Origin of the sequence: Bradyrhizobium sp. Leo170, assembly GCF_004296405.1 — a bacterium.
Classification (GTDB): domain Bacteria; phylum Pseudomonadota; class Alphaproteobacteria; order Rhizobiales; family Xanthobacteraceae; genus Bradyrhizobium.
The window spans coordinates 1-4638 of the sequence record NZ_PSRR01000487.1; the positions used below are offsets into that span (position 1 = coordinate 1).

Genomic DNA, 4638 nt, shown 5'->3' on the forward strand with positions numbered 1-4638 from the left:
GGGATGTTTCCATCCCCCAGGACTTAGCGCCAGCGTCGGGGCGCCAGGACCACACGACTTCGCCGTCCGTGAGCGCCACGCTCGTCAGTCGTGACACTCTCGTCCACCGCATCTCACCGCAACGTTCGTGACGATCGCGACCCGCCCCTCATCCGCCGTGAGACGCGCGGAGTTAAATCACTGATTTGCCCGACGACGGAAGTGGAATGTTTTTTGCGCGAGGGCTGGACAGACTTTTGCTGATTTGCCCGTCGGGTTGATTTGTCGCGCCCGAAGTAGCCACATCGTCATTGCGAGCCACCGGGTCGGCGCGGTAGCGCCGCCCGATGACAGGCTCCGCGAAGCAATCCACGTCTCCACTTGCGGCGCTATGGATTGCTTCGCGGAGCCTGTCGTCGGGCGCGCGTTCGCGCGACCCGTTGGCTCGCAATGACGGAGAGGAGTACCCTGCCCGCTTACGGGCAGCTCATCTCACGCGTACCTGCCGTGGCAGTGCTTGTACTTCTTGCCGCTTCCGCAGGGGCAATCCTCGTTGCGGCCGACCTTGCCCCAGGTGGCGGGGTTGTTGGGATCGCGGTCGGAGGGGGCGGCCTTCGGCACCAGCGAGGCGTTGGCGAAGGACATCTCGTCCTCGCCGGTGTTGGGATCGAGCTTGTGCACTTCCATCGCCGGCAGCACCGGCTGCTGCTCCTCCGGCGGGATGATCTCGACCCGCATCAATTGCGCGGTGACGGCCTCGCGCAGATGCGAGCTCATCTCCTGGAAGAGGTTGAAGGCTTCCGTCTTGTACTCCTGCAGCGGATCGCGCTGGCCATAGCCGCGCAGGCCGATCACCTGGCGCAGATGATCGAGCATGATCAGGTGCTCGCGCCAGAGATGGTCGAGCGTCTGCAACAGGATCGTCTTCTCGACGTAGCGCATCACGTCGGGACCCCATTGCGCGACCTTGGCCGCCATGCGCTCGTCGACATGCTTCTCGATCCGCGCCAGCAATTCCTCGTCGGCGATGCCCTCTTCCTTGGCCCATTCGTCGACCGGCAGGTCGACATCAAGCACGCGCTTCAATTCGTCCTTCAGCCCCGCCGCATCCCACTGCTCGGCATAGGCGTGCTCGGGGATGTGCTTGGCCACCAGATCCTCGATGAAGGCGTGGCGCATGTCGGTGACGGTCTCGGCGACACTCTCGTCCTTCATCAGTTCGACGCGCTGATCGAAGATCACCTTGCGCTGGTCGTTCTGGACGTTGTCGAATTTGAGCAGGTTCTTGCGGATGTCGAAGTTGCGCGCTTCGACCTTCTGCTGCGCCTTTTCCAGCGCCTTGTTGATCCAGGGATGGATGATCGCCTCGCCCTCTTTCAGGCCGAGCCGGGTCAGCATGCTGTCGAGCCGGTCGGACCCGAAGATGCGCATCAGATCGTCTTCCAGCGACAGGAAGAATTTCGAGCGGCCGGGGTCGCCCTGGCGGCCGGAGCGGCCGCGGAGCTGGTTGTCGATGCGGCGGGATTCATGCCGTTCGGAGCCGATGATGTAGAGGCCGCCTGGCTTGGTCACCGTCTTCGCCGGCTTGCTGCCCTTGGCGGGCTCGACCTCGACGACCTCCTCGGCCTTCAAGACGATCTCGCGGAAGCGCTCGATGTCGGCCTTGATCTGCTCGATCTTCTTCGCCTTCTCGGCTTCATCGGCGATGGCGGCCGTCTCCTGCTGGATCCGCATGTCGAGCGAACCGCCGAGCTTGATGTCGGTACCGCGGCCGGCCATGTTGGTCGCGATCGTGATCGCGCCGGGCACGCCGGCTTCGGCGACGATATAGGCTTCCTGCTCGTGGAAACGCGCGTTCAAGACCGCGAACAGTTTCGCCGGCTTGCCGGCGCGCGCAGCGGCATAGAGCTTGTCGAGCGCGCCGTGATTGCTGAAGTCGATCTGCTTGTAGCCGTGCTTGCGCAGGTACTCGGCCAGCACTTCCGACTTCTCGATCGAGGCGGTGCCGACCAGGACCGGCTGCAGTCGCTTGTTGGCGCGTTCGATCTCGGCGAGGATCGCTGCGTATTTTTCGTTCTGCGTGCGATAGACCTCGTCGTCCTCGTCGAGGCGCGCCACCGGCAGGTTGGTCGGGATCTCCAGGACCTCGAGCTTGTAGATGTCGAACAATTCGTCGGCCTCGGTCGCGGCCGTGCCGGTCATGCCTGCCAGCTTCTCGTACATCCGGAAATAGTTCTGGAAGGTGATGGATGCGAGCGTCTGGTTCTCCGGCTGGACCTGGACGTGCTCTTTGGCTTCCAGCGCCTGGTGCAGGCCTTCCGAGTAGCGGCGGCCCGGCATCATGCGTCCGGTGAACTCGTCGATGATGACAACCTCGCCGTCGCGGACGATGTAGTCCTTGTCGCGGGTGAACAGCGTATGTGCGCGCAGCGCCTGGTTGACGTGGTGGACGACCGAGACGTTCTCGACGTCGTAGAGCGACTCGCCCTTGAGCTGGCCGGCATCGCGCAGCAACCCTTCGAGCTTTTCCATGCCGCCTTCGGTCAGCGTCACCGTGCGCTGCTTCTCGTCGACGTCGTAGTCCGTCTTGTCGAGCTGGGGAAAGAACGTGTCGATGGTGTTGTAGAAATCCGAGCGGTCGTCGAGCGGGCCGGAGATGATCAGCGGCGTCCGCGCCTCGTCGATCAGGATCGAGTCGACTTCGTCGACGATGGCGTAATAGTGCCCGCGCTGGACCATGTCCTCCAGGCGGTACTTCATGTTGTCGCGGAGGTAGTCGAAACCGTATTCGTTATTGGTGCCGTAGGTGATATCGCAAGCATAGGCCGTCTTGCGCTCGGCATCGTCGAGCCCGTGGACGATCACGCCGGTGCTCATCCCGAGGAAGGAATAGATCTGGCCCATCCAGCCGGAGTCACGGCGGGCGAGGTAATCGTTGACGGTGACGACGTGGACGCCCTTGCCGGCGAGCGCGTTGAGATAGACCGCGAGTGTTGCCACCAGCGTCTTGCCTTCGCCGGTCTTCATCTCGGCGATGTCGCCCTCATGCAGCACCATGCCGCCGATCAGCTGCACATCGAAATGGCGCTGGCCGAGGGTGCGCTTGGCTGCCTCGCGGACGGTGGCGAACGCCGGAACCAGAAGGTCGTCGAGCGTCTTGCCGTTCGCCAGCTCCTGCCGGAATTCGGCGGTGCGGGCCTTCAACGCCTCGTCCGAAAGCTTTGCGACCTCGGGCTCCAATGCGTTGATGGCGTTGACGCGGGACTGGTATCCCTTCACCCGCCGGTCGTTGGCGGAGCCGAACAATTTGCGGGCGAGCGCGCCGATCATGCGTAGTTCCTGTTCTTCTGCGTTGCAACCGGAGCGTGGGGCAGCCGATCGTCTATCAACTCACCGTGACGCGCCCCGGCAACGGCCCCAACCTGGGGCCCGATCCGCCAATTAAGTGGGAAGCAAGCAATCCAAGGTTCAACGGCCAAAAACGTAAGCAAAATGAGCGCTATCGCCATTGACACGATGGGCCATGAGATATGGCCCGCTCCGGGGGTTGTCAACGCTCGGCAGGATGTCAAGGAATTCATCATTTTGTCAGACTTTTCGCGTTGCCAAGGCGGCTTGATTGGGCGAGTGTCCGCCCCGCTCAAGAGAAGTTCCCCCTGTTCGAGACAAGTTAAGGATTTTGCATGACCACCTCGTTCGCGGAAATGAAACCCGGCTTGCGTGTCGGCCTTGCGTCACTGGCCGTGGCCGGCTCGATCGCTGCCGTTCTCGCCTTTGGCCTGCCGGTCCGCGCCGAGGATGCCAACCCGGTGCTTGCCAAGGTCAACGGGCAGGAGATCCGCCAGAGCGACCTGGCGATCGCCGAAGAGGAACTCGGGCCGAGCCTGCAGCAGATGGACCCGGCGACGCGGAAGGATAACCTCCTGGCCTTCCTGATCGACATGAAGATCGTGTCCAAGGCCGCCGAGGACAAGAAGGTCGACAATACTGACGAGTTCAAGAAGCGTATCGCCTTCACCCGCAACCGGCTCCTGATGGATAGCCTGCTTGCCAGCGAGGGCAAAGCCGCGACCACCGACGACGCCATGAAGAAGGTCTATGAGGAGGCCTCCAAGCAGATCACCGGCGAACAGGAAGTGCATGCCCGCCACATCCTGGTCGAGACCGAGGACGAGGCCAAGGCGATCAAGGCCGAGCTCGCGAAGGGCGCCGATTTCGCCGAGCTCGCCAAGAAGAAGTCCAAGGATCCCGGCGCCTCCGATGGCGGCGATCTCGGCTTCTTCACCAAGGAGCAGATGGTGCCGGAATTCTCCGCCGTCGCCTTTTCGCTCGAGCCGGGCAAGATCTCCGATCCCGTGAAGTCGCAGTTCGGCTGGCACATCATCAAGGTCGAGGAAAAGCGCAACCGCACCGCGCCGCCCTTCGATCAGGTCAAGAGCCAGATCGAGACCTATGTGACCCGCAAGGCGCAGGCCGACTATGTCGCCAAGCTGCGCGAGGCCGCCAAGATCGAGCGCATGGACAAGCCGGAAGAGACCGCCAAGAGCGACACCAAGCCGGACGCAACGGCCCCGGCCGCCAAGCCGTCCGACTCCAAGATGGCACCGCCGGCGAAGAAGTAGTCCGGAAGAAGTAGTTAGGTGGTCGTCCCGGCGAAGG

2 protein-coding genes are annotated in these 4638 nt (G+C 62.9%); one reads left to right on the forward strand and one right to left on the reverse strand.

Annotated features, from left to right (window positions below):
* Positions 1 to 471: 471 nt before the first annotated feature.
* On the reverse strand, positions 472 to 3309 hold the full coding sequence (gene secA, locus CWO89_RS40960) for a preprotein translocase subunit SecA (protein WP_130583929.1): 2838 nt from the start codon (positions 3307 to 3309) through the stop codon (positions 472 to 474).
* Positions 3310 to 3662: 353 nt separating this feature from the next.
* On the opposite strand from secA, the gene CWO89_RS40965 reads away from it, so the two are divergent.
* Positions 3663 to 4601, forward strand: coding sequence for a peptidylprolyl isomerase (locus CWO89_RS40965; RefSeq protein ID WP_130583930.1), 939 nt, complete (start codon positions 3663 to 3665; stop codon positions 4599 to 4601).
* Positions 4602 to 4638 lie beyond the last annotated feature (37 nt).